We start from the raw sequence: 22,338 nt of genomic DNA on the forward strand, positions 1-22,338 counted from the left end.
TCTTGTTTTCTTTAGAACTATTCTGCATTTTCTGCAATAATCTTTGCCGCCTCGTAAGCCATCTCACCAGTAAAGGCAATACACTGTTCCATGTGCTCCGGAGAACCTTTTTCCATTCCTCTGGTCAGCACCTTACAGCAGCTGACCTTATGGCGCTCACAAAAGATCTGATAGAGTTTTGCGCTCAGCTCCATTGCCTTATTGACCTTTGGATCTTTTCCCTGGCTTCTGCCATAAACAAGGCCGATTGCCATGACTCCTCCTGTCAGAGCACCGCAGGTACATCCCATGCCGCCCATACCGACCGGAAAACCGGAAGCCATCTTGATGACATCCTCGGAAACATCGATTTGAAATTCATCGATAATTGTTTTTACCACTGCCTCGGAGCAATAAAAATCGCCGTTGCGGTAATAATCCTCTGCAATCTTTCTTATTCTTTCTAAATCGACATCAAAACGCATATCGTTTCTCCTGTTCCTCTTTTGCTATTTCTGCAATCCTGCCAGCAGTTCGTTCTTGATATCCCACAGCTTCTGCGAAAGGTCAACATAATAGTTGTGCGGATTTTCAAAACGTTTTACCTCATCCCACAGAGTATCTACCTGTTCTTTACAGTGCTTGCGGATATCGTGGATGTTTGGCAGTGCATAAACCAGTTTGCCTTTCTGGAAAATCGGTTTGAGCATTTCCTTTGCGTATACATTTTCCAGAGTACATTTTTTCCAGGTAGCAAGTGGGTCAAAAATAGTGATGGTGATTGGATTTTCAGTGTCGAGTTGTTCATCATGGATGCAGACATAATCTGCAACTGCTTTGCCGTTTTCATCAAAGAAGCGGTATACCTTCTTAAAGTGCGGATTGGTAATCTTTTCTGCACTTTCGCTTACCTTAATCTTCGGGATAAATTCCCCGTCCTTTTCCACTGCAACCAGCTTATAAACGCCGCCGAATACAGGGTCAGATTTGCTGGTAATCAGTCTTTCACCGATACCGAAACTGTCAATCTTTGCACCCTGAATCTGAAGATCACGGATAATATATTCATCCAGAGAGTTGGAAGCAACAATCTTAACATCGGAATATCCTGCTGCATCCAGCATTTTTCTTGCTTTTTTGGACAGGTACGCAATATCTCCGCTGTCGATGCGGACGCCTTTTGGACGATATCCCTTTGGAACCACCACTTCATCAAATACTTTGATTGCGTTTGGAATACCGGATTTTAAAACATTGTAGGTATCAATAAGCAAGGTGCAGTCATCCGGATAGATTTCTGCATAGGAGCGGAATGCTTCATACTCGCTGTCAAACATCTGTACCCAGCTGTGTGCCATAGTTCCAACTGCAGGAACACCATAGTCACGGTCGGTGATGGCGCAGGCAGTTGCACCGCATCCACCGATATAGGTCGCTCTTGCACCCAGAATTGCTGCATCATAGCCCTGTGCACGACGGGAACCAAATTCCATAATCAGCTTGTCACCAGCTGCACGGACCATACGGTTTGCTTTGGTTGCAACCAAAGACTGATGGTTGATGGTCAAAAGGATCATGGTTTCTACCAGCTGTGCCTGGATGATAGGGCCTTTTACGGTAACAATCGGCTCATTTGGGAAAATTGGGGTACCTTCCTCCATTGCCCATACATCACATTCAAAATGGAAGTTTGCAAGATAATCGAGGAACTGCTCATTGAATATCTTTTTGGAGCGGAAGTATTCAATATCCTGCTGGGTAAAACGAAGATTTTCCAGATAATGAATCATCTGTTCGAGTCCAGCAAAAACAGCAAATCCGCCGCCATCCGGAATATTGCGGAAGAACATATCGAACACTGCGATTTTGTCCTTCATTCCATTAATAAAATAACCATTGGACATCGTAAATTCATAGTAGTCTGTCAGCATGGTCAGATTTCGTTCTTCTGTCCAGTTTATCTGCATCACAATATCAAACCTTTCTTCAATGTTAACGTTATCTTTTTCAGAGCCAAAATCTCTTATTCTGCATATCCTGCCGATTCCGGAGAACCATTATCGAAGGATGGCAGATTCTTTGGTTCATAAATTATTCCCTTTTCCGAACAGTTATAGATGCTTTCCATCATATCTGCAGCCTGATATGCCGCTACATAGAATAGCTGAGGAAAGCTGCGGTGATCCACCTTTTCCGGATGATCCAGATGAAACCACGAATCGTTATTGAGGTTCAGGATATCCTCCTTGACCTTTTTACGACGGATATGCGGGGAAAAGCGGTTTGGAAGCGCGAGCAATGATTCCGCCGCCCCTACCATGCGGATCATATATCCTTTTCGGTCAAGCAACAGTCTCATCAGCATTCTAGTCTCAGTAAAGCATTTTTTGATCTCGCTTTCCTTGACGCGGATTCCATAAACCTCCCAAAGGATGGTCACATACAGCCGGGCAATCACTTCATATTCCCACTCGCTTCCAAAAAGGCGGCTTGCCGGGCGATATTTCCGGATATTTTTTCCCGTTTTCATCTCATAAAAAGCCGTATCAATATCGCTTTCAATCCGCATATGGACACCACGTTTGAGATCATCATCCAACACCCGTTCCTTTTGGATCTGCTTAAAATAGACATAAGGGTGCGCCTCACGGTCCAGACAGTAATGTCCTGCAAATCCCAGGATATAAACTGCCAGCGTTTCATACTGTTTTCTGCCTTTGTGCAGGTTCAGATAGCAGCTCATTGCCGCAAACAGTTCATCTGTTTTTTGGGTGTGCATGATGTTCCCGTACTTTGGAAGCATGCTCCTTCCAAAAACTGCATCGCGGAAAAACAGAAGATCCGGTCCCTGAAGTCCCCAGAAATATGGGGATGGATTTAATTCCAACATCTCCGCAATCGGTTCATCCAGCATGGAGAACACCTGGGTTCCCAGCAGTTCATGTGTAACAAATGCCGGCATAACAAGCTCCTTTCCTGTTTGGAATCTATCTTAAAACATTTCGGTAGCAATTTTAATCAGCAGCAAGGTCATGGTAACAATCATAATTGGACGAACAATCTTGACACCTTTTTTCAGTGCAAGGCCAGCTCCCACCCAGTTGCCCAGAATGGAAAAGATGGTGCACTGAATACCAATCTGGAACCAAACGTTTCCACTGAGCGCATAGGTAACCAGTGCTGCCACATTCGAGGAAAGATTGACAATTTTGGTGGTACCGCAGGAACGAAGAATGCTGAGTCCCAGAACTGAATTAAGCAGCAAAGTTAAAAAGGTTCCCATACCAGGTCCAAAAAATCCATCGTACATACCCAAGCTAAAACCTATTGCAATGGAAAGCAGCACCGATTTTAAAATTGGCGGTTCATGCTCGATCTCCTGACCAAAATCTTTTTTGCGCAAAATCATAACGGCAATAATCGGAACTGCAATCAGCAAAACATAACGAAGGTATTTTTCATCGATCGCCATTGCAAGCTTTGCTCCCAGAGGCGAACCGATCAGCGCTGCAACAGAAGCCACTGCTGCAACCTTAAAGTTTACCTGATGTCCTTTGATAAAACGCAGCGAAGCAGTAAAGGTACCAATACTGGATGCAAATTTATTGGTACCCAGTGCCATGTGCGGCGGAATTCCTACTGCATAATAAGCTGGCAATGTGATCAGACCTCCACCGCCTGCGATGGAATCCACCAGACCACCCAGAAAAATACACGCAAACAAAATTAACTTAGAACCTTCCATAAAAACAAACCTCTCTCATCAACTGTCAATTCAAAAAGGGGAATTTATCTTCTTCCCACCTCGGATGTGCCCCTTTCCTTTAAATAGGTGGACTGCAAATCTGCCAGATGTAATTTCACCGCCAGAGGATATTTCTCATACGCATGGCTAATTGCAAAGCTTCCGCCCCTTGCTGCTTCGTCAAATCCGCCCATATGCCAGCGGATGGCTACCGCCTCGGAAGGCTTCAGGCGCAGAAAACGCTCAATCAAAAACACGGATTTTTCTCCATGTCCGTATGGGAACTGGTCTTCAATCGAATAAAACGGCTGGGCTTCCCAGCGTCCGGTTTCCGGATTTTTGACATTTCGAGAGCTCACCTTATAAAACTGCGCCTTGCACACATCGTGCAGTAATCCACAGATGGCAAAGCTCTCCATGCTGTCCCCTTCTTCAAAATACTGCTCTACCATCGTTTCAAAGACGCTCAGGCTATGCATTACCAAACCTTTTTCACAGGCGCAGTGATACTTTGTGCTGGCTGGCGCCGTAAAAAAATCGGTGCGCTTGAGCCAATCCAAAAGCTGTTGAGCTCCTTCTCGTTTGATATTCGTGCAAAACAGTTCCTCAAATTTTTGCTGGTAGTCTGTCTGCTCCATCGTTGTTCCTCCGCATTGTTCGTTATGGTATCAAAAATTCATTGCTTTTTTTGTGAAAACTTTTCAGAAACATTATAGCACAAATCTTAACAGAAACCATACTATTTTTAAAAAATGAAGCAGAAAACAAACGACATCCTGTAATCAGGATGTCGTTTGTTTTATCTGATATAGTTTTTTCCCTGCCAGCTGTCCCTTCGGACAAGCTCTTTGTCAATTTCATTCATGACACACAATTTTTTGAGACTCCATTCCGGTCCGATCAGTGATTCCTTTTCTCCATCACCGGTCACCCTTTGGATCACCAGTTCCGGTGGAAACAGTTCCAACTGATCGCAGACTGTCTGCACATATTCCTCGCGGGACAGAAGCTCAAACTCACCATCGGCAAGCTGTTTTGCCATTACTGTTCCCTTGAGCACATGCAGAAGGTGAATCTTCACACTGTGCAGTTTAAGATGGCTCAAAGTCCTCGCTGTCTGAAGCATCATCTCCCTGTCTTCTCCAGGAAGTCCATTGATGATGTGGACACAAACAAAGATTCCTCTGTCAACCAGTTTTTGATAGCCTTCCAGAAAATCAGCATAGCTGTGGCAGCGGTTGATCCGCTCACCGGTCACATCGTGCACCGACTGAAGTCCCAGTTCGACCTCCAGATAGGTTCGTTTTGCAAGCTCTCCCAGATAATCTGCAATCTCATCACTGATACAATCAGCGCGGGTCGCAATTGCAAGACCTACTACATTCGGGAAGGTCAGTGCTTCCTCAAACTTTTCCTTTAAAACAGACAAAGGAGCATAGGTATTGGTATGGGCCTGAAAATAGGGGATATATTTAGTGTCCGCCCATTTTTTTCCCATCATGGTGCGAATCTGGTCAAATTGCTCCCGCAGAGGAAGGTTCTTGTCACCGGCAAAATCGCCGCTTCCCTTTGCAGAGCAGTAGGTACAGCCGCCGTATCCCTTGGTTCCATCGATATTAGGGCAGGTAAATCCTGCATCCAGCGAGATTTTTGCTACCTTACAGCCAAATTTCTGTTTCAGGAAATAGTGGAAGGTGTGATAGCGCTTATTGGTGTCTGAATAAACAAATGGATTTTCCATTATTTCTTGAGCAGTGCTCCTGCTTCTTCATCAACAAAGATGGTTACATCTGGATGCAGACGGAGGATACTTGCTGGTACTTTTGGAGTGATTGGACCATAAACGGTATCATAGATGGTCTGTGCTTTCTTTGCACCGTTTGCAAGAAGAACGATCTTCTTTGCTTTCATGATGGTTCCGATACCCATGGTCAGTGCTTTTTTCGGAACATCATCCATAGATGCAAAGAATCTTGCGTTTGCTTCGATGGTGTTCTGAGTGAGGTTAACAACATGAGTTTTTTCTGGGAATTCTTCGCATGGTTCGTTAAATGCGATATGTCCGTTGTTGCCGATACCCAGCAGCTGAACATCTACACCGCCCATGCTTGCAACAACCTGCTCATAGCGTTCACATTCTGCTTCCAGGTCTGCTGCGGTTCCGTTTGGAACATTGGTGTTTTCCTTGTTGATGTTGATGTGATCAAACAGATTGTGGTTCATGAAGTAACGATAGCTCTGATCGTTGTCGCCGGAAAGACCTGCGTACTCATCCAGATTTACTGTTTTTACCTGGCTGAAATCAACGCGATGTTCATTGTACATTTCTACCAGTTCTTTATACATACCAACTGGTGTGGAACCGGTTGCAAGACCCAGTACACAGTCTGGTTTCAGGGTGATCTCTGCTGCAAAAATGCGGCTTGCCAGTTTGCACATTTCAGTATAGTCTTTGGTAATTACAACTTTCATGATAATTCCCTCTCTTCTTTTTGTTAAACTTTTGGTTTTCCTTCTCTTATTCTACCACAAAGAGCGGTTTGGGTCTATAAGTTTTTCTTTCTTTCCTATAATATTTGCAGACAACAAAAAACAGCACCCAAAACAGGGTGCTGTTTTTAATTCATTTTTACTGCTCCAGTTTGCCAGCAATTGCATCGTTTACGATGGTCTTTGCCTTGTCGTTATCTGGGGAGATAACAACAAAAATGTAGCATCCATCATCTACGATAACTGCACTGTCGATCTTGCTCATTTCTTCTGGTTTATAGTCCTCATAGCGAACTTTCAGGTCGGTGATTCGGTCATTGATCAGCGCTTTTACCGCTGCAACCTGATCCTCTTCTTTTACCTGGAACATCGCAATCTCGTCTGCATTACCGGTAGCGTAATCACTCATATAGATCGCATAGTTTTCCAGAGTGGTTGGATCAATATAATAGTAGTTATTCAGTGCAGCTTCTCCCTGTTTCTGCATATTGCTTGCAGAGAAATCAATTTCGGTGGTCAGTTTGCTGTACAGTGCATCAAAGGAAATATAATTGTCCTTTTTTCCACATCCTGCAAAGCTCAGTACCATCATCATGACTGCCAGAGTAAGTGCAAATAATTTTTTCATTCTCATCAAAATCGCCGTACCTTTCTGTTATCTGTTATGTTCTTTATGTTGTCTTATTCTTCGGTTACAGTATGTGTTTTGAGGTAGTCAAACCAGATATTATAATATTTTCCGCCAAAGTGCATTCCGTCACCGTTGGAATCTTCTGGAAGACATCCCTTTTCGTCCTTAAATGCCGAAGCGACATCCAAATAATAGACATCCTCATTTTCTGCAATCTCAACGATCAGTTCATTGTAACGATTAATCTTTTCGTTGGAGATATCCTCGCGCGAATCATCAAACTCCTGCGTTACCGGCAGGATGGACTGCAGGAAAATCTGGCTGTCAGGATGCTGCTCCTTGACGCTCTGAACAAACTTGGTATAGACCTCGGTAAAGTGTTCTTCGGTAAACCATCCAACTCCGTTTGCTCCGAACATAATATAAATCTTTTTCGGATTTGCCTGTTCCAGTGCTCCCAGAACGGTGGTGTTTCCTTCTGCTGTGCGGATCTGATCATCACTGAAAACAGTATCCAGATTGATTCCTCTTGCCGCCACAACCGTGGAGTTGTTCATGATCTCATAGAGCTTGATTCCCTCGGTGATCGAGTCACCAACAAAAGCAACATCATCAAAGTACTCGTCCGATACGCTGAATCCGGAATTTGGAACCAGTGCCGGGGACTCCAGAATTCTCTGGGAAGTCATAGTTACCACATCAGTATTTTCTACCGGAGTCTGGGTAACCGGCTGCGATGATGCTTCCTGTGTCTGCTCCTCCTGCTCTTCTTCTTTTTCCTTTTCTTCCGCCGCTACCGCTGCCTCATCCTGAGAATCCGGCTGCTTGTCCGACTCTTCCTGCTCCTTCTGCTGTTGGGTAGGAGCTTCTTTTGGAAGATCTGTATTCTCCTCTGCACTTGCCATCAGGTGATCCTTTTTCTGCTCCTGCAGCTTTTCCCAATACATGGATGCTCCCAGTGCAATCGCCAGCGATATCAGCAATATGATCAAAAAAGACAGCATGGATTTCTTGCGGTCTTTTTTGCGGTGGGCATAGATGCTCGACTTGCTGTACAATGTTTCTCCCCCTTGTTCCTCGTTACACAATATGGCTTGTACAAAGCCTTTTTGTTAACCAGGAAAATCTTTCTCTCTTAGTATACTACATGCACCCCAAAATTCAAATACCCCCTTCAAATTTTCATAAAAAATTAAAAAAACTTTTACTGGTGTCGGTGCAGCTTTTTGTCGTTTTGCATGCACAAATATTTTGTGCAAAAAAGCGCAAAAAAATGCTTGACTTTTTTAAATCACGGTGATATAATAGACAACGTTGAAACGCGAGTGTGCTGGAATAGGCAGACAGGCACGTTTGAGGGGCGTGTGTCTTCGACGTACGAGTTCAAGTCTCGTCACTCGCACCAAAAACCATCGACCAACTGGTCGATGGTTTTTTTGTTTTTTCTATACTTTTTAATTTGGTCATCTAATCAAACGGCATAAAATTTACTGACTTCTTCCTTTGTTAGTTAAGTCAAGATTACTCCATCCTCCACGATACCGTTTGTTATCTTATCCTCCTAACAAAAAAGGGACTCCTTCGGAGTCCCTTTCTTTTTATCCTATATAATGATTACAGGCTCAGTTCATTCAGTCCGATCAGGGAGAGAATGTAGATCTTAAGTGCTTTCATCAGGAAATCAACACTGTTGCATTCATCTGGCATGTGTTCTTCCCCTTTGCCCTCGCCGCATGGGTTTGGCATATTATGGAAGTGAGGACCAAAAGCAACCGCATTATCAAAACGTCTTGCATAAGTACCGCCGCCGATTGTGTATGGAACACCTTTTTCACCGGTTACATGGTCATATGCTGCAAGCAGAGTTTTGATTTCCGGTGTATCTGCTGGTTTATAGCATGGAACGGAGTTGTTGCGCAGAACTGCTTTTGCTCCGATCTGTGCGATGTGTTTTTCGATGGAAGCAAACAGTTCTTCACCTTTCATGGTAACTGGATAACGGATATCCAGCTTGAGCTGAAGGTTGTTGTTTTCCATTGCATCAACGCCGTTGATGTGGGTCAGTTTGCCGGATGGTTCATCCTCTACCTCTACGCCAATACCAGCGCCGTGGCAGTCTTTGAGTACTTCTGCAACAACTTTTACAGCATTCTTTTCAGCCTCAGAAAGCTGTGGCAGAGTTGCAATCAGTTCAAACAGAACTTTTGTTGCGTTGATGGAACCTTCTGGTTTTGCTGCATGAGCGGTTTTGCCCACAGCAGTCAGTTTGATTCCACCCTCTACAGCTTCTACACTGTAAACAGCTTTATCGTAGCTGCCAAGATCTGCTTCCGTTACACCTTTGAGGGTTGCTGTTGCACTTGCACAAACTGCATTGCTTACTGTTCCGCCAACCAGATTGGTGATAACCTTGCCATCAACCGGGATCTCGATGGTAACGCCCAGCTGACCTTTTTCACCGATGCAGACAGGGAAATCAGCATCTGGTGTAAATGCGAAGGTTGGCATTTTTTCTGCTTCCAGATAATGTGGCAGGTCTCCCATACCAGTTTCTTCACTGCATCCCATTACCAGACGGAAGGTGTAATTTGGCTGGACACCCAGCTCTTTCATGCATTTGAGCGCATACAGACCAACAACGGTTGGACCTTTGTCATCTGCAACGCCACGGCCATAGATGTAGCCGTCTTTCTCGATCATATCATAAGGATCATGGCTCCAGCCTTCACCTTCCGGAACAACGTCCAGATGACCCAGAATTGCAATTTCCTTGTCGCCGCTGCCAAAAACAGCAGAACCTGCATAGTAATCGTAATTTCTGGTCTTGAAGCCCATTGCCTCGCACATTTCCAGTGCTTTGTCCAGTACTTTATGGCATCCTTCGCCAAATGGAGAATTTGGGTCATCACTGTGTGTGCTGACGCTCTTAATATTGACCAATTTCGCAATATCGTTTACGATATTCTGTCGATTCTCTTCAATAAATTTGTCGATTCTCGATTCCATTTCTTTGGAAATCATGGTTAATCCCTCCATTGCCTTGATTCATTATCAGAAGTCCATGCTTCTAATTTAAATTCATTATACCACAAAACTTGTTTTTTACCATCACTTTCCAAAAAAATTTATACTGCACCGAAACAGTGTACTTTTTAACCTTTGTTGCATAAAAATAAGTCATATTAAGGCTTTGGAATTGTATGTTTTCGAAATTTTTTCCGGAACTATTTGTATATTTGGGAAAATGCGTTATAATGAAACTGACATTTATTTTTCTATTTATGCATTTTCCAAGAAAGGAAATCAGATGATATGACTTTGCATTTACCTTCTGTGCTCAGGCGTTGTCTGTGCATCATAACCTTACTGATTTTCCTCTTTGCCGCACTTCCACCTTTTTCCACGGTTGCTGCGCTTGATACTACTCCAAAAGTATATACACCATCTGCCAGCGGAAAAAAGGTTGTGGGAAACAGCAAGGCAAAGATTGATATTTCCAATGTGGACCAGGGATATCTGATGGTTCGTTATAACGGAAACAGCAAAAAGGTTAAACTTCAAATCACCAAAAAAGGTTCTACCACCTATACGTATAATCTTTCTTCGGGTTCCTATGAGGCCTTTCCTCTCTCTGAAGGCAGCGGAACCTATACTGTAAATGTGTATGAAAATGTTTCCGGCAACCAATATTCTCTGGCCTGTGGTGAATCGGTCAAGGTAGAGATCAAAAACAGCCTGACCCCGTTTTTATACTCCAATCAGTATGTAAAATTTAACGCGAACAGCAAAACTGTTGCGATGGGAGCACAAATTGCTGCCGGGGCACAAAATCAGCTGCAGGTCGTGGACCGGATCTATGACTATGTTGTATCCAACATTTCATACGATTATCAAAAAGCCAAAACCGTTACCTCTGGATACCTTCCTAATGTAGACACCATTCTTCAATCTAAAAAGGGAATCTGCTTTGACTACGCTGCGGTAATGGCAACCATGCTCCGCACGCAGGGAATTCCGACCAAATTGGTGGTTGGTTATGCCGGAAGTGCTTATCATGCCTGGGTCAGCGTTTATATCAATGAAATTGGATGGATTGACAACATCTTTTATTTTGACGGCAAATCCTGGGTTCGCATGGACCCGACCTTCGCTTCCAGCGGAAACAGCAGCGCTTCCATCATGAAGTATATCGGAGATGGAAAAAACTACAAAGCAATGTATGCTTACTAAAAATTCATGGATCATAAAAGGAGTGACAACATGGCTGCACAGCTCAACCAAAAAAATCTTTCTTCTTTGCAGATTGCTTCCTTCTGCACCCAGCTTTCTCTGTTGATCAAAGCCGGTATCTCTCTTCAGGAAGGAATCCACATTCTTTACGAAGACGCTTCCTCTCAGGCAGAAAAGGAACTCTTAAAACAAATTCTGGAACCAATTGAAGAGGGACAGCCCCTTGCTTTTTCTCTCAGACAGAGCGACGCATTTCCACAGTATATGGTGGAAATGGTGGAGATCGGTGAAACTTCCGGTAAACTGGAAGAGGTTCTGGATTCTCTGACCGAATACTATGAACGCAGCGAAAATATTTCCAAAAGTATCCGCAGCGCGGTCACCTATCCAATGATCATGATTTTGATGATGGCTGTTGTAATCGGTGTTCTGATGATTAAAGTACTTCCGATTTTCCGCCAGGTATTCAGTCAGCTGGGTACAGAAATGTCCAATTTCTCTCAGAATATCATGGATTTCGGTTCGATTGTTGGAATGATCGCTTCAGTATTCATCGGTTTAATCCTGCTTCTTATTATCATTGCGCTTGTTTTGCGGATGACACCTTCCGGTCAAAAAACATTGTCCAATATCTTCTCTCGTCTTCCGGTCATCAAACCATTGTACCGCAAAATGGCTTCCGGTCGCTTTGCTTCGGCAATGGCTCTGATGCTTTCCAGCGGACTGGATACTGACCAGGCCCTCTCGATGACCCAGCAGTTAATTACCGATCAGGAAACCTCCCAGAAAATTTCCTCCATGCAGCAGCAGATTCACGAAGGTTCTTCCTTTGCTGACGCATTGGTTTCTGTTTCGATCTTTTCCAGCGTCTATGCCCGCATGGTCAGTGTTGGATTCCGTACCGGAGCCATCGACTCTGTTATGGCAAAAATCGCTCACCATTATGAAGATGAAGTCAACGATAAAATTGCTTCTATCATCGGCATTCTGGAACCTACCTTTGTTGCTATTCTGTCCATTGTCATCGGAATGATCCTGCTGTCTGTCATGCTTCCACTGATGGGGGTCATGTCCTCTATCGGTTAATCGCGTGCAAAAGGAGGTATGGTGATGACCATCTTAAAAAAACAACATCCTTTTCTTTCCCTGATTCGGGAAAATATTCTCGCGGTTTTATTTTTCCTGTTTCTGGTGCTGGTAATCTGGATTGGACTGGAAAACCTTTCCACCTCCACACAATCGGAACAGTTGATTGCAACTGAACAGGCAGTGCGCCGCGCTGCAGTTCAATGCTATGCACTGGAAGGTTCTTATCCTTCTGACCTTACATATCTGGAACAGCATTATGGATTGATGTTAAACCATGACCGTTATGTGGTGCACTATCAGTCGCTTGGCTCCAACCTGATGCCTCAAATTGCTGTTTTCAGTCTGGAAGAAGAATCTCCGGTTTCCAATCTTCTCTCTGAGGAGGCATCATCATGATCAAGCAAAAAAATCATGTTGTTGATCTTTTGTTTTCTCTGGCACTGTTCTGTGTTTTTGCCGCATCTGCATTGACAATCGTTATTATGGGTGCGGATGTCTATCAAAAATCTGTCAATGACATGAACAGAAATTCCACGATACGCACCTCTTTAAGCTATCTTTCAGAAAAGATTCATCAGAATGATGCGGAAAATGGAATCCGGATTGACCAGTTAAACGACCTTCCTTCTCTGGTTCTGACACAAAACTTAAATGGAGAAACCTACGAAACCTGGATTTATGCTTATGATGGCATGCTCTGTGAGATTATGACCGACCTGGAAAATGGATTTACTCCGGAAGAGGGCCAGCCGATTCTGGAAATCGGAAGCTTTTCTCTGGAGCAAAACGGTTCGCGGATCATCCTGACCGTTTCCGACACACAAGGAAACACCTCATCTCTTTCTGTTTCTCCAAGAAGTAGCATATCATCCTGACCAATATCCTGAATTTTGAAAGGGGGTTATATCATGGGTGGAAAAAGAGCTTCCAAGTCTGAGCTCTTTCTGATGGAGTTGATTTTCAGCATCCTGTTTTTTTCCATTGCCAGCGCGGTCTGTGTCACATTATTTGTCCATGCAAGGCTGACTAGTATCGAAAGTACTCAGCTAACAACAGCTACACTTCAGGCACAATCTGCCGCAGAAACCTTTAAGTCTGTGAATGCCGATCTCGATCAGGCTGCTGACCTCCTGAATGCTCAGCAAACACCGGAAGGCAGCCTGCAGATTTTATACGATCAAAACTGGAATCCGGTCTCGGAGCCTGACAGCGCTTCCTATCTTCTCACCCTGACACCGGATGATCCATCTCCCGATTCCAATCAGCTGTGCAGTGCCCAAATTCAGGTCAGCAAACAGGGCGAATCCATCTATGAACTGACTGTCACACAGTATGTACGATAATTCATGAAAGGAACTGATAAATATGAAGCAGCAAAGCAAAAACCATTCTGCTGGCGTCAGCATCGGAATGGTATCGATTCTCATGATCTTTGTCGTACTCTGTCTGACCACATTTGCTACACTTTCTTTTGTTTCTGCAAGGGCTGATCTGAAACTCAGCAAAAAAGCTTCCGATTCGGTAAGTGAATATTATGCTGCGGATTCTGCCGCAGAAACATATCTTGCTCAGATTGCAAGCCAGCTTGAAACTGCTGATTCTTCCTGGCAGCAGACAGTTTCTCTGTCCGACACATCATTGGAGTGCTCTGTTGCAGAAAACAACGCATTGTTTTCTTATTCTGTTTCGGTCAACGAACAAAAAAATCTTATGGTTGTTCTTTCCTGCCCTCTCGATTCCAATGGAATTCCTTCTGGTGAACTTTCTGTCCAGAAATGGCAGGTTGAAACCCTCGCTAACGATACCCTGCAGGAAGAACCCGTATTGAATCTGGCTTCCCAGCCGCCGCTTTTACCTTAAAGCTGCGGCTTTTTTCTACCATTCGCAATACAATTCCCACAGAAAGGATGTATTCTCTTGGAACTGAGTCAAATTTTAAAATCCGCTGTTGAAAAACAGGCCTCTGATATTTTTATTGTCTCCGGCCTTCCTCTTTCCTTTAAAGTAAACCACGTCATTGAACCACAGTCGGAAGAAAAGTTGTTTCCTGATGCAACCGAAGCTTTGATTCGGGAAATTTACTCTCTGGCAAACGAACGGGATATCGACCGCTTTTTAGATTGCGGAGATGATGACTTCTCTTTTTCGCTTCCGGGTGTATCCCGTTTTCGTGTCAGCACCTATAAACAGCGCAGCTCGCTTGCTGCTGTCATCCGTGTTGTAACATTCGATCTTCCTGATCCGGAAAAGCTGGGACTTCCTTCGGTAATGATGGATCTTGCATTGCGTAAAAAAGGTATGGTACTAGTTACCGGCCCTGCCGGAAGCGGTAAATCCACCTCTCTCGCCTGCATGATTGACCGAATCAATCAAACTCGAAATTCCCACATCATCACCCTGGAAGATCCAATTGAATTTTTGCATCGTCACAAAAAGAGCATCGTCAGCCAGCGTGAAATCCCAAACGATACTCAAAGTTATGTTACCGCTCTGCGTGCTGCTTTAAGACAGTCCCCAGACGTTATTCTGCTTGGTGAAATGCGTGACTATGAAACCATCAATACTGCCTTAACCGCAGCTGAGACCGGTCATCTGGTATTCTCCACCTTGCACACCGTCGGCGCTTCCAGCACAATCGACCGAATCATTGACGCTTTCCCTCCAAACCAGCAGGCACAAATCCGCATTCAGCTTTCTATGGTACTTCAAGCAGTTGTTTCCCAGCAGCTTATTCCTACTGTAAACGGCGGTGTTGTGGCTGCATTTGAAATCATGATCTGCAACGGTGCGATCCGAAACCTGATCCGCGAATCCAAAACCCATCAGATCGATACTGTTATCTTTTCTTCTGCTTCTGACGGCATGATTACAATGGACAACAGTATTCTGAATCTTTATAAGCAGGGAATCATCTCTGCTCAGGATGCTGTTTTGTACAGCACCAATCCAGAATTGATGTCCAAGAAAGTACGTTAAAAAATCCCCGCCAGATTTTGACTGGCGGGGATTTTTTATTTACATCAAATTATTCGTATCGAACACCATACTTGGTATTCCAGCTTCCGACAATTTCGCTGACAGTGCTGACTGTAACAAAAGCACTTGGATCATTTTTGCGGATATGCTCCATCAACAGGGCATATTCGTTCTTTGCAAGGATGGTAACGACTTCGCAGCGAACCTGTTTATCATATCCACCTTTTGCCTCATAAAGTGTAACACCACGTTTGAGTTCATGCATAATGTAGTCTGCCACCTCTTCATGTTTCTGAGACAGGATGCAGACACGTTTTCTTCTGGAAAAACCACTGATAAACTCATCCAGCACGATACCGTTAAAGTAGGTACCCAGTACACCGACCACCAGTGTTTTGGTGTCATAAACCAGGATAGTACTTGCAACCGTCAGGATACCGATAATCGCAATTCCCTTGCCCAGCTCAATATGCAGATATTTGTTCAGAACCTTTGCCAGAATATCCAATCCGCCGGAAGAAGCGTTTGCATTGAACATCAGTGACTGGCCAATGCTGATTAAGATAATACAGCACAGGGTGTCCAGAATAATATCTCCGGTCAGAGAAGGATTGTTTGGGAAAAACAGCTCAAATACATACAGGAAAAATGGAAGCAGAATAGATGTGTATACCGTTTTTCCTCCAAATTCTTTGCCAACAAAAATAAATCCGATAATCAGGCACAGCACGTTCAAAATAAATGTCATGGCTGAAACCTGAAGCGGAATGAAGTTTACCAGAACAATCGCCAAACCGGTAACACTTCCCAGAACAATGTTTGCTGGCATCATAAAGAAATAAACTGCCAATGCTGTTAAAAAAATTCCTGCCGTAATGACAGCATATTCTTTTAGCATCTCTGTTTTGTTTGTACCTTTGGTACCCATACCATAGATTCCTCCTTCAAAATATAAAAGTCCTACCCTTTATTATAGATGATACAAACTTTCTTGTCCATTTCCATATCTGCACAAGAAATGTTTGATAAATTTATCTTATCTGATTAATCACAGCCTAAAAAAGACTCAACCTGAGGGTTGAGTCTTTTTTTATAAATCATAATTAAAAATCTCTGCTGTATGGCTTTGCAAACATAACACGGAAAAATTTGCTCATCAGCGGCAGATAAGTGATAACAAAAACGCAGCATGCTGTCATCAGCACCACTTTTTTGGAGCGAGATGGAACAAACAGACCGATAATAACACCCATGGAGAACAGACAAAATTTAATGAGTGCCAAATCCTTCCAGTCAGACTGCTGGATATACTCGTTTGCAATGAAAAACAAATTTTTCATAGAGATCCTCCCTTTCAAATGCATCAAACTTCTCTATCCGTTTTCTTTGCTCTGCCGATATTTTTCCCGCGGAATCTGCTTGTTCTGCAGTCTCTTCTTGACTGCCTCTCGAATCAGGCTGTAAGCTACTGAGAATGCCGGAATATAGATCAGCATTCCCACAACACCCATCATACTTCCACCCAGAGTAACTGCCACCAGTACCCAGATTGCCGGCAATCCAACCGATCCGCCAACAACCTTTGGGTAAATGACGTTGCCTTCAAACTGCTGCAAACACAAAAACAGAACAACAAACCAGATTGCCCGAATTGGATTGACCAGCAGAATCAAAAATGCTCCGATAAAACATCCAATGAAGGCGCCAAATACCGGAATCAAAGCGGTAAACGCAATCAGTACACTGATCATCAGTGCATACGGGAACCGGAAGATGCTCATGGTAATAAAGAACAAGCTTCCCAAAATCACAGCCTCAAGGCACTGCCCCGAAAGGAAGTTGGAAAAAGTACGGTTTGCCATATTTCCTACACGCACCAGATAATCGGCATGTTCTTCTTTCAGGCAAGCGTACAGAATTTGTTTTACCTGACTTCCCAATTTTTCCTTGTTAAGCAGCAGGTAAAAGGAAAATACAATCGCCAAAAATCCGGTAACCAGTCCACTGAAAATGGAAGCTGCCACATTAAAAGTGGTATTAAGAACATTTCCTGCACCGTTCTGCAGAAAACTGATCAGATCGGTAATTGTCTTCTGCCAGTCAATATTAAAATCAAACTGGATATTTTCCAGCCAAACTGCTGCCTGCGGCATCCAGTTCATCAATTCCAGGCTCCACTGATGCAGTGTCTGTGGAAATGCCTTGACACTGTTGGCAATTGTGGTAATGCTGTTGGCAATCTCTGGAACAATCAGGAACATGCCGATAAACACAACTCCAATTACCAGAATCAGCGAAATCAACAAGCTCAAAGGCCGCTTCATCCGATAAGCCATTGGCGGCTTGGATGCTTTTTTCTTTGCTGCATTTTTCTTGCGATAAGGCTCGTCAAACAATTTTCGTTCCACAAAGCGCATCGGAACATTGATAACAAACGCCAGCGCTCCACCAATCAGAAACGGCATAATTAAACCTACTGTCAAGCGGAACAGTGTCCCCAAGATCTCGGTATTTTTCAGTCCCCAACTGAGCAAAATTGCAAATGTAACAATGCCAATAATTTTTTTGACATTTTCTTTATTTAGCTCCATTTATCTCTACCCTCTCTTCGGATTATCCTCCAAAATCAAACCTTTTGCCGCAACCGGAACAATCCGGTCATAAAAATCCTGTTTCTGCAAGCTCTGCATCATTGTTTTGAGTGCATCAAAATCATTCCAGAAATGAATTGGAACAATATGCTTTGCATACACCGATTCACAAAAACAGATAACACCTCTTGCAAAATCCTGCTCCAGGCGCTGGTCCATCGGAATAAATGCAAGATCCAGAGATTTTCCCTGAAGTGTCTTTTTGAGCTGCTGCATCTCATGCTGATATCTTGTTGCCTGATCCAGATTAAAACTTTCCTCTTCGCCTTCCCAGTGCCACCAGTTTAAATCTCCTGCATGATAAATCCGCATTCCGTCTATTTCAACCAGGTAAGCAACCCCGATATCGGTTGAATCAAAGGTGGTGATCCGGCAATCCTCCAACTGCACCTGCATGTTGGCATGGACAAAAATACCGTCCTCAAAAATCTCATCAAACTCTTCGGGCAGAACATAGCGAACCCGTTTTCCCATCTTGTCCAATCCAAAGATTTTCGGATCGAAATGATCGTGGTGCTCATGGGAAACAAAAAACAAAATATCTTTATCCTGCATCTGAGCCGGATTAATAACACCTTTTTCCAGGCCCTCATTTTCAGCCGAGGTCAGTGCTTCTCCAAAAATATCAAAAAACAATAGATGATTTTCTGTTTCTACCGCTACGCCGCTGTGATTCAAATGCCAAACTTTCATGCTCATACCTCTTATATGAAAAAAGAGGCCGCAGGTGCGACCTCCTGATTCATCCGTCTAGATCGTTTCTTCGTCTTCTTCGCCTGTTTGTTCGGATGGCTCCTGAGACGCTTGCTGTTCCATCTCAACCAGTTCGATGGTTACTTCTGGTTCTTCCTGCGATTCTTCCTGATTTTCCTCTGTTTCTTCCTCGAAGAATGCATCCGGAACCTCTTCCTGTGCCTGAGAAGCTTCCTCTTCGGTCAGGCTTTCGTCCTGCTGTGTCTGTTTTGCTTCTTCGGTCTCTTCTTCCTCTTCGCATCCGCATGGACATTCGGTATAATCAAACTCCTCCTGTGCTCTGCGGTCTTTAATAATCTTTGCGCAAACAGCGGCAGCACCTGCTGCAGCTGCTCCTAAAATTGCCAGAACTGCAAATTTTTTCATAAACAAAAAGCTCCTTTCTTTTTGTGGATTCTCATTTGTGTTATTCCATATATATCATAAAATGAAACATTTGTCACTAGAAAAAAGGTAAACAAATTAATAACTTTCTATTTTTTTCATCATCTTTGCTGTTTCAAAGAAAAACTTGTCAAAGAAAAGGCAAAATTTTGGAGAAACCCTTTATTCCCGCCTCAATTTAGGCTATAATAGGACTCCAAGAGGTTTATCCTGACCTTCATGAAACCATCGACTTGATAAAAGGAGTCTTTTTATGAACATATTAATCATCGGATGTGGAAAGGTTGGTTCCCGCCTTGCCGATATTCTCTGCCAGATTGGCCACGATGTCTCCATTATCGCGCTCAAACGTGAAAGCTTTGACCTGCTGTCGGATGACTTTTCCGGCTTCACCATTCAGGGCGTGCCGATCGACCTTGACATTCTGCGCCAGGCGGGCATTGAAGGCTGTGATGCCATCGCAGCCGTCACCGAAGATGATAACACCAACATTATGGTTTGCCAGATTGCCAGAGAAATATTCAATGTTCCAAAAATCATCGCGCGAATTTTTGACCCGCTGCGAGAGGATATTTTCTCCCGTTTCGATATCCAGTCTGTCTGCCCAACCAACATTACCGTTTCTTCTGTTTATGCCATGCTGACCGACCGCACCCAGACCAAACATATTACGGTAGGTAATGAAGTTATGTCCGTTTCTACCATGAAAGCTCCCCATGAGCTGATTGGCAAAAGCGTTGCTGAAGCTGCACGCTATCTCCAGCCGGAATCGCTGATTGCTGTCATTGATGAAACCGGAGAAATTACCATGGCAGTGGATATTCTGCTCAATCCAACCCATCACCGCACCATCTCGGAACATGACAAACTGCTTGTCAGCACCGATATCCGCTAACAGAACGCGGGGAAAGGAACTGTTATGAACGTTATTGTAATTGGCGGAGGAAAAGTAGGGTTCTATCTTTGCAAGACCCTTTTGGAACATGGTCACCAGCCTCTGATCATTGAAAAGAACAAGCACGCCTGCGAATATGCCTCCAATCAACTGGACATCCCTACCATCAATGCGGATGGCTCCACCATCGAAGCGTTAAAGACTGCCAACGCACCAAAGGCAGATGCACTGATTGCCGTTACTGGTCTGGACCAGGACAACCTGATTTCCTGCCAGCTGGCAAAGAAAATTTTCCATGTGCCAAAAACGGTTGCCCGCGTCAACAACCCGAAAAATGCTGCTGTTATGAAACAACTGGGCGTCGATATCCCGATTTCCAGTACCGACAACATTGCGCGTCTGCTGGAACGTGAGGTAGACAGTGCGCGCATCAAGTCCTTGCTCTCCTTAAATCGTGGTGAGGCTTCCTTAAGCGAGATGCTCATTCCAGATAACTATGTTCTGCACGGAAAAAGACTGTTTGAGCTGGATATTCCGGAAGATGCTGTTATTGCGGCAATCTTCCGTGATGACAAGCTGATCATCCCGCGCGGTAACGCACAGATTATGAGCGGCGACAAAATCCTTGTCATAGCAAAGGATCGCATTATTCACGAACTGTCCGAATCGCTCAAATTAAAATAAAGATGCAAAAAACCTCCTGCAAATGCAGGAGGTTTTTTCATTTCAAATTAGTCCTGACGGGAACGGCGATTTGCCGAACCACGCTTGATTTCGCCGCGATACTTTTTCAAATCGGACATTTTATCGTCGCTGGTCTGTTTGAATTTATTGAGCATATCTTCAAAAGAGGCATTTTCATTTCTTCGAGGATTCCACTCGTAGCTGCTGACCTGCTGAGGATTAAACGGACGTTTGTTCTCATAACGCTTGTTGTTAAAATTTCTGGAGCCATTTTTCTGACCAAAGCCACGCTGGGACTGGCCTGCACCGCGTTCGCCCTGTTCCTGACGGGGTTTTGGCGGCATCGCTTTTTTAATCGAAAGGCTGATCTTGCCTTCTTCCGTAATATTGATTACCTTTACCTTAACGATCTGATCCTGTTTGAGGTACTGGGAAATATCCTCAACATAATCTGCGGATACTTCAGAAATGTGTACCATACCGGTTTTGCCTTCTGGCAGCTCCACAAAAGCTCCAAATTTTGTGATACCGGTTACTTTACCTTCCAGTACATCTCCAATTGCTAACTGCATACTATTCCTACGTCCTCCTCAAAAAATTTGCTCAGCTTGCCTGACTGTCGATGTAGATATGCTCATCCGGATACCCATATCCATACTGCTCGAATGCCGCTTTTCCGATCGCTTCGTTCTGATCGGTCTTGCCTTTTTCCAGCTGATTTTCCAATTCCTGATTGATTTTCTGCTGTTCTTCAATGCTTTGTTCGAGCTGCTTGAGCTGGTATTGTTTCTCGGAAATCTTCATCTGAGTTCCCACGATCTTAAAAGAGCAGATTCCTACAAAGACAGCCATCGCAATGACCAGAAGACGGTTTGTGCTGTGTTTTTTTCTTTTTGCTGCCATGGGAATCTTCCTCCTTCATACCCGTGTTTTCCTAAATCGGCTACCTAGATTATACAACATCATCCGCTTTCGTTTCAAGTTATATTTTTCCTTTTGCATAACTTTTTTTAAATTTATGCAAAGTCGTTTTTCTATCTTCCTGATAAGCCGACAGAATCTTCTTCCAATCCACACAAAAGGAGAAATCAGTATCGAAATCCAAAAGCATACGATCCTTTTTACCAGATCAAATACCCAGACAAAAATCCGCACCGCTGCTTCTCCGACAGTCATATGGCAGATTATCCAACCGATCACTTCCCCCACCACGATATATCCGCGCACCTGCCCACTGTTGTCTTTCAGGATAAATCCAAAGGTCACCATCCCGCAGACAAGAAAATAGACAATATCCTCCAGAGAAACTGCAACCGCCTGATGCCGGGTTTCTCTGCGGATGATGCGCAGCACATCATACAGCAAAGACAACCCGGCACCCAGAATCAGTGACTGGAAAAACAGCATCGTTTCTTTTGCCACAGTAACATCGGTCATCATCTATCGAAACATCCTCGCAAAAAATCCACCCCGGGAAACCGGCTGATCAGAATAGCTGAGCGAATCGATCTCCCCTTCCAGCTCCAGTTCTCCGGCATCCACGTCAATCTTGTTGATATGAAGCCCGCTTCCCCGCACCGTCAGCTCTCCCAAATCTGTATATACCACCACCGTTTCTTCATCAAAACTGTCGATGTCCGAAACACCGGTCACGGTCAGGCTGCCTCTCTCCTCCAAAATCAGATTGTGCGCTCCTGTGCTGCGTTTTTCTTCATTGTTGTTCATAAAAATGCCGTCCTTTCTATTTTGATTATCCGCTTTATTTTTATGAATGTCTGTCCGATGATAGAACGCTTTACAAGGATTCTTCTATTGTTTATACTCATGATAA

Annotated in this window: 28 protein-coding genes and 1 tRNA gene; 10 read left to right on the forward strand and 19 right to left on the reverse strand. The window is 43.9% G+C overall.

Annotation, left to right across the window (positions count from 1 at the left end):
- Positions 1-17: 17 nt before the first annotated feature.
- The 9 genes from BQ5375_RS01780 to BQ5375_RS01820 all read right to left on the reverse strand — a co-directional run bounded on the left by BQ5375_RS01780 (position 18) and on the right by BQ5375_RS01820 (position 7,903).
- Complete coding sequence (locus BQ5375_RS01780; protein WP_022133071.1) at positions 18-464, reverse strand: C-GCAxxG-C-C family (seleno)protein; 447 nt, start codon at positions 462-464, stop codon at positions 18-20.
- Between the two features lie 24 nt (positions 465-488).
- The gene (locus tag BQ5375_RS01785; RefSeq protein ID WP_022133070.1) at positions 489-1,946 is read right to left on the reverse strand and encodes a nicotinate phosphoribosyltransferase; all 1,458 of its coding nucleotides are present in this window, start codon (positions 1,944-1,946) and stop codon (positions 489-491) included.
- A 56-nt stretch (positions 1,947-2,002) separates the two neighbouring features.
- Positions 2,003-2,941 (reverse strand): hypothetical protein, encoded by a 939-nt coding sequence (locus BQ5375_RS01790; RefSeq protein WP_022133069.1) that lies wholly within the window; start codon positions 2,939-2,941, stop codon positions 2,003-2,005.
- A 30-nt stretch (positions 2,942-2,971) separates the two neighbouring features.
- Positions 2,972-3,724: a sulfite exporter TauE/SafE family protein gene (locus tag BQ5375_RS01795; protein WP_022133068.1), complete on the reverse strand. Its 753-nt coding sequence runs from the start codon at positions 3,722-3,724 to the stop codon at positions 2,972-2,974.
- Between the two features lie 44 nt (positions 3,725-3,768).
- Complete coding sequence (locus BQ5375_RS01800; protein WP_022133067.1) at positions 3,769-4,362, reverse strand: hD domain protein; 594 nt, start codon at positions 4,360-4,362, stop codon at positions 3,769-3,771.
- A gap of 161 nt (positions 4,363-4,523) precedes the next feature.
- Positions 4,524-5,465, reverse strand: a complete 942-nt coding sequence (locus BQ5375_RS01805) for a tRNA modification radical SAM protein MnmL/YtqA (protein ID WP_022133066.1) — start codon at positions 5,463-5,465, stop codon at positions 4,524-4,526.
- Positions 5,465-6,196, reverse strand: coding sequence for a glucosamine-6-phosphate deaminase (nagB, locus tag BQ5375_RS01810; RefSeq protein WP_022133065.1), 732 nt, complete (start codon positions 6,194-6,196; stop codon positions 5,465-5,467). Before nagB ends, BQ5375_RS01805 begins: the two co-directional genes overlap by 1 nt.
- 157 nt (positions 6,197-6,353) lie before the next feature.
- On the reverse strand, positions 6,354-6,842 hold the full coding sequence (locus tag BQ5375_RS01815; RefSeq protein WP_159438013.1) for a DUF4358 domain-containing protein: 489 nt from the start codon (positions 6,840-6,842) through the stop codon (positions 6,354-6,356).
- Positions 6,843-6,895: 53 nt separating this feature from the next.
- Positions 6,896-7,903, reverse strand: coding sequence for a GDSL-type esterase/lipase family protein (locus BQ5375_RS01820; RefSeq protein WP_076917335.1), 1,008 nt, complete (start codon positions 7,901-7,903; stop codon positions 6,896-6,898).
- Positions 7,904-8,166: 263 nt separating this feature from the next.
- On the opposite strand from BQ5375_RS01820, the gene BQ5375_RS01825 reads away from it, so the two are divergent.
- Positions 8,167-8,250, forward strand: a tRNA-Leu gene (locus BQ5375_RS01825).
- A gap of 209 nt (positions 8,251-8,459) precedes the next feature.
- Here BQ5375_RS01825 and BQ5375_RS01830 read toward each other — a convergent pair.
- On the reverse strand, positions 8,460-9,866 hold the full coding sequence (locus BQ5375_RS01830; RefSeq protein ID WP_022133062.1) for a Sapep family Mn(2+)-dependent dipeptidase: 1,407 nt from the start codon (positions 9,864-9,866) through the stop codon (positions 8,460-8,462).
- Positions 9,867-10,157: 291 nt separating this feature from the next.
- On the opposite strand from BQ5375_RS01830, the gene BQ5375_RS01835 reads away from it, so the two are divergent.
- The 7 genes from BQ5375_RS01835 to BQ5375_RS01865 are packed head-to-tail and all read left to right on the forward strand — an operon-like array spanning position 10,158 to position 15,140.
- Entirely contained in the window at positions 10,158-11,075 is a 918-nt protein-coding gene (locus BQ5375_RS01835) for a transglutaminase-like domain-containing protein (RefSeq protein WP_022133061.1), read from the forward strand.
- A gap of 30 nt (positions 11,076-11,105) precedes the next feature.
- On the forward strand, positions 11,106-12,161 hold the full coding sequence (locus tag BQ5375_RS01840) for a type II secretion system F family protein (RefSeq protein ID WP_022133060.1): 1,056 nt from the start codon (positions 11,106-11,108) through the stop codon (positions 12,159-12,161).
- A gap of 24 nt (positions 12,162-12,185) precedes the next feature.
- On the forward strand, positions 12,186-12,560 hold the full coding sequence (locus BQ5375_RS01845; protein ID WP_022133059.1) for a hypothetical protein: 375 nt from the start codon (positions 12,186-12,188) through the stop codon (positions 12,558-12,560).
- On the forward strand, positions 12,557-13,039 hold the full coding sequence (locus tag BQ5375_RS01850) for a DUF4860 domain-containing protein (protein WP_022133058.1): 483 nt from the start codon (positions 12,557-12,559) through the stop codon (positions 13,037-13,039). The genes BQ5375_RS01845 and BQ5375_RS01850 overlap by 4 nt, the downstream gene beginning before the upstream one ends.
- Before the next feature lie 33 nt (positions 13,040-13,072).
- Complete coding sequence (locus tag BQ5375_RS01855) at positions 13,073-13,507, forward strand: type IV pilus modification PilV family protein (RefSeq protein ID WP_022133057.1); 435 nt, start codon at positions 13,073-13,075, stop codon at positions 13,505-13,507.
- Between the two features lie 22 nt (positions 13,508-13,529).
- Positions 13,530-14,024 (forward strand): hypothetical protein, encoded by a 495-nt coding sequence (locus BQ5375_RS01860; RefSeq protein ID WP_022133056.1) that lies wholly within the window; start codon positions 13,530-13,532, stop codon positions 14,022-14,024.
- 57 nt (positions 14,025-14,081) lie between these two features.
- Positions 14,082-15,140 (forward strand): type IV pilus twitching motility protein PilT, encoded by a 1,059-nt coding sequence (locus tag BQ5375_RS01865; protein ID WP_022133055.1) that lies wholly within the window; start codon positions 14,082-14,084, stop codon positions 15,138-15,140.
- Between the two features lie 49 nt (positions 15,141-15,189).
- Here BQ5375_RS01865 and BQ5375_RS01870 read toward each other — a convergent pair whose 3' ends face one another.
- The 5 genes from BQ5375_RS01870 to BQ5375_RS01890 all read right to left on the reverse strand — a co-directional run bounded on the left by BQ5375_RS01870 (position 15,190) and on the right by BQ5375_RS01890 (position 18,910).
- A complete protein-coding gene (locus tag BQ5375_RS01870; RefSeq protein ID WP_022133054.1) occupies positions 15,190-16,068 on the reverse strand; it encodes a YitT family protein in 879 nt (292 codons plus the stop codon).
- 175 nt (positions 16,069-16,243) lie between these two features.
- A complete protein-coding gene (locus BQ5375_RS01875) occupies positions 16,244-16,480 on the reverse strand; it encodes a hypothetical protein (RefSeq protein WP_022133053.1) in 237 nt (78 codons plus the stop codon).
- Positions 16,481-16,513: 33 nt separating this feature from the next.
- The gene (locus BQ5375_RS01880; RefSeq protein WP_022133052.1) at positions 16,514-17,731 is read right to left on the reverse strand and encodes an AI-2E family transporter; all 1,218 of its coding nucleotides are present in this window, start codon (positions 17,729-17,731) and stop codon (positions 16,514-16,516) included.
- A gap of 6 nt (positions 17,732-17,737) precedes the next feature.
- The gene (locus tag BQ5375_RS01885) at positions 17,738-18,484 is read right to left on the reverse strand and encodes an MBL fold metallo-hydrolase (protein WP_022133051.1); all 747 of its coding nucleotides are present in this window, start codon (positions 18,482-18,484) and stop codon (positions 17,738-17,740) included.
- A 57-nt stretch (positions 18,485-18,541) separates the two neighbouring features.
- Positions 18,542-18,910, reverse strand: coding sequence for a hypothetical protein (locus BQ5375_RS01890; protein WP_022133050.1), 369 nt, complete (start codon positions 18,908-18,910; stop codon positions 18,542-18,544).
- A gap of 271 nt (positions 18,911-19,181) precedes the next feature.
- Here BQ5375_RS01890 and BQ5375_RS01895 point away from each other — a divergent pair, with 271 nt between their 5' ends.
- Positions 19,182-19,823, forward strand: coding sequence for a potassium channel family protein (locus tag BQ5375_RS01895; protein ID WP_022133049.1), 642 nt, complete (start codon positions 19,182-19,184; stop codon positions 19,821-19,823).
- 24 nt (positions 19,824-19,847) lie between these two features.
- Positions 19,848-20,507, forward strand: coding sequence for a potassium channel family protein (locus tag BQ5375_RS01900; RefSeq protein ID WP_022133048.1), 660 nt, complete (start codon positions 19,848-19,850; stop codon positions 20,505-20,507).
- A 47-nt stretch (positions 20,508-20,554) separates the two neighbouring features.
- Here BQ5375_RS01900 and BQ5375_RS01905 read toward each other — a convergent pair whose 3' ends face one another.
- From BQ5375_RS01905 to yabP, 4 genes are read right to left on the reverse strand one after another with little or no spacing between them, the layout of a single operon-like run.
- A complete protein-coding gene (locus tag BQ5375_RS01905; protein ID WP_022133047.1) occupies positions 20,555-21,079 on the reverse strand; it encodes a S1 RNA-binding domain-containing protein in 525 nt (174 codons plus the stop codon).
- 31 nt (positions 21,080-21,110) lie between these two features.
- On the reverse strand, positions 21,111-21,410 hold the full coding sequence (locus tag BQ5375_RS01910) for an FtsB family cell division protein (protein ID WP_022133046.1): 300 nt from the start codon (positions 21,408-21,410) through the stop codon (positions 21,111-21,113).
- A gap of 15 nt (positions 21,411-21,425) precedes the next feature.
- Positions 21,426-21,947 (reverse strand): spore cortex biosynthesis protein YabQ, encoded by a 522-nt coding sequence (gene yabQ, locus BQ5375_RS01915; RefSeq protein WP_022133045.1) that lies wholly within the window; start codon positions 21,945-21,947, stop codon positions 21,426-21,428.
- Positions 21,948-22,232, reverse strand: coding sequence for a sporulation protein YabP (yabP, locus tag BQ5375_RS01920; protein ID WP_022133044.1), 285 nt, complete (start codon positions 22,230-22,232; stop codon positions 21,948-21,950).
- Positions 22,233-22,338: the final 106 nt, after the last annotated feature.

This window comes from Negativibacillus massiliensis (genome assembly GCF_900148495.1).
Classification (GTDB): Bacteria; Bacillota; Clostridia; order Oscillospirales; family Ruminococcaceae; genus Negativibacillus; species Negativibacillus massiliensis.

What these genes read in the sequence shown, in the direction of transcription:
- BQ5375_RS01815 (WP_159438013.1), bottom strand. Translation starts at nt 6,842, where the DNA reads ATGAAAAAATTATTTGCACTTACTCTGGCAGTCATGATGATGGTACTG.
- BQ5375_RS01905 (WP_022133047.1), bottom strand. Translation starts at nt 21,079, where the DNA reads ATGCAGTTAGCAATTGGAGATGTACTGGAAGGTAAAGTAACCGGTATC.
- BQ5375_RS01870 (WP_022133054.1), bottom strand. Translation starts at nt 16,068, where the DNA reads ATGGGTACCAAAGGTACAAACAAAACAGAGATGCTAAAAGAATATGCT.
- nagB (WP_022133065.1), bottom strand. Translation starts at nt 6,196, where the DNA reads ATGAAAGTTGTAATTACCAAAGACTATACTGAAATGTGCAAACTGGCA.
- BQ5375_RS01860 (WP_022133056.1), top strand. Translation starts at nt 13,530, where the DNA reads ATGAAGCAGCAAAGCAAAAACCATTCTGCTGGCGTCAGCATCGGAATG.
- BQ5375_RS01875 (WP_022133053.1), bottom strand. Translation starts at nt 16,480, where the DNA reads ATGAAAAATTTGTTTTTCATTGCAAACGAGTATATCCAGCAGTCTGAC.
- BQ5375_RS01790 (WP_022133069.1), bottom strand. Translation starts at nt 2,941, where the DNA reads ATGCCGGCATTTGTTACACATGAACTGCTGGGAACCCAGGTGTTCTCC.
- BQ5375_RS01840 (WP_022133060.1), top strand. Translation starts at nt 11,106, where the DNA reads ATGGCTGCACAGCTCAACCAAAAAAATCTTTCTTCTTTGCAGATTGCT.
- BQ5375_RS01885 (WP_022133051.1), bottom strand. Translation starts at nt 18,484, where the DNA reads ATGAAAGTTTGGCATTTGAATCACAGCGGCGTAGCGGTAGAAACAGAA.
- BQ5375_RS01900 (WP_022133048.1), top strand. Translation starts at nt 19,848, where the DNA reads ATGAACGTTATTGTAATTGGCGGAGGAAAAGTAGGGTTCTATCTTTGC.
- BQ5375_RS01880 (WP_022133052.1), bottom strand. Translation starts at nt 17,731, where the DNA reads ATGGAGCTAAATAAAGAAAATGTCAAAAAAATTATTGGCATTGTTACA.
- BQ5375_RS01855 (WP_022133057.1), top strand. Translation starts at nt 13,073, where the DNA reads ATGGGTGGAAAAAGAGCTTCCAAGTCTGAGCTCTTTCTGATGGAGTTG.
- BQ5375_RS01835 (WP_022133061.1), top strand. Translation starts at nt 10,158, where the DNA reads ATGACTTTGCATTTACCTTCTGTGCTCAGGCGTTGTCTGTGCATCATA.
- BQ5375_RS01805 (WP_022133066.1), bottom strand. Translation starts at nt 5,465, where the DNA reads ATGGAAAATCCATTTGTTTATTCAGACACCAATAAGCGCTATCACACC.
- BQ5375_RS01845 (WP_022133059.1), top strand. Translation starts at nt 12,186, where the DNA reads ATGACCATCTTAAAAAAACAACATCCTTTTCTTTCCCTGATTCGGGAA.
- BQ5375_RS01800 (WP_022133067.1), bottom strand. Translation starts at nt 4,362, where the DNA reads ATGGAGCAGACAGACTACCAGCAAAAATTTGAGGAACTGTTTTGCACG.
- BQ5375_RS01830 (WP_022133062.1), bottom strand. Translation starts at nt 9,866, where the DNA reads ATGATTTCCAAAGAAATGGAATCGAGAATCGACAAATTTATTGAAGAG.
- BQ5375_RS01910 (WP_022133046.1), bottom strand. Translation starts at nt 21,410, where the DNA reads ATGGCAGCAAAAAGAAAAAAACACAGCACAAACCGTCTTCTGGTCATT.
- BQ5375_RS01850 (WP_022133058.1), top strand. Translation starts at nt 12,557, where the DNA reads ATGATCAAGCAAAAAAATCATGTTGTTGATCTTTTGTTTTCTCTGGCA.
- BQ5375_RS01895 (WP_022133049.1), top strand. Translation starts at nt 19,182, where the DNA reads ATGAACATATTAATCATCGGATGTGGAAAGGTTGGTTCCCGCCTTGCC.
- yabP (WP_022133044.1), bottom strand. Translation starts at nt 22,232, where the DNA reads ATGAACAACAATGAAGAAAAACGCAGCACAGGAGCGCACAATCTGATT.
- yabQ (WP_022133045.1), bottom strand. Translation starts at nt 21,947, where the DNA reads ATGATGACCGATGTTACTGTGGCAAAAGAAACGATGCTGTTTTTCCAG.
- BQ5375_RS01795 (WP_022133068.1), bottom strand. Translation starts at nt 3,724, where the DNA reads ATGGAAGGTTCTAAGTTAATTTTGTTTGCGTGTATTTTTCTGGGTGGT.
- BQ5375_RS01785 (WP_022133070.1), bottom strand. Translation starts at nt 1,946, where the DNA reads ATGCAGATAAACTGGACAGAAGAACGAAATCTGACCATGCTGACAGAC.
- BQ5375_RS01780 (WP_022133071.1), bottom strand. Translation starts at nt 464, where the DNA reads ATGCGTTTTGATGTCGATTTAGAAAGAATAAGAAAGATTGCAGAGGAT.
- BQ5375_RS01890 (WP_022133050.1), bottom strand. Translation starts at nt 18,910, where the DNA reads ATGAAAAAATTTGCAGTTCTGGCAATTTTAGGAGCAGCTGCAGCAGGT.